1 protein-coding gene is annotated in these 513 nt (G+C 55.8%); it reads right to left on the bottom strand.

Translation table 11 applies throughout. The annotated features are described in order from the left end of the window. A partial coding sequence (locus F3J40_RS25425) for an RNA-guided endonuclease InsQ/TnpB family protein (protein WP_167018795.1) occupies nt 1-513 on the bottom strand: 513 nt, incomplete at both ends.

The raw sequence follows: 513 nt of genomic DNA, 5'->3' as shown, positions 1-513 counted from the left end.
CGTGTAAGCGGGAAATTTTCGCCTTCTGTTTCTTCCAGTTCGCGCTGAATTTTACTTTCCTGGCCAGCTGGCGCTGTAGCCGCGCCAGCTTCGCCTGATTCTTTTTAAAGCTGTTTACCGGTTCAAAGACCGTGCCGTCGGACAGCGTTGCAAGCTTGCTGATACCCGCGTCCAGTCCGATAGCGGACGTTGACGGATGTACGGGCTGTTCGACCTCCGTTTCGACCTGGAACGAGATATGCCAGCCGCCTGCGTGCTGGCTGACCGTGGCGTTTTTGATTTTGCCCACAACGGCGCGAGACTGGCGGAACTTTACCCAGCCCAGCCCGGAGGGCAGCTTAACGCGCTTGCGGTCAAGCTGGCAGTATTTGTCAAAGTTGACGAATCTGATGGAATCGTTGCCCTGGCTCTTGCGCTTAAAGACCGGCTTTTTAGCCGCCAGACGCTTATCAAAGCACCGCTTCCATGCCCCGTGCAGGTCTTTCAGTTTCTGCTGGAGGTTGTCGGTGTATG

It is taken from the genome of Candidatus Pantoea multigeneris (assembly GCF_011752615.1).
Lineage (GTDB): Bacteria > Pseudomonadota > Gammaproteobacteria > Enterobacterales > Enterobacteriaceae > Pantoea > Pantoea multigeneris.
This window is presented reverse-complemented; position numbering and strand designations above follow the sequence as displayed.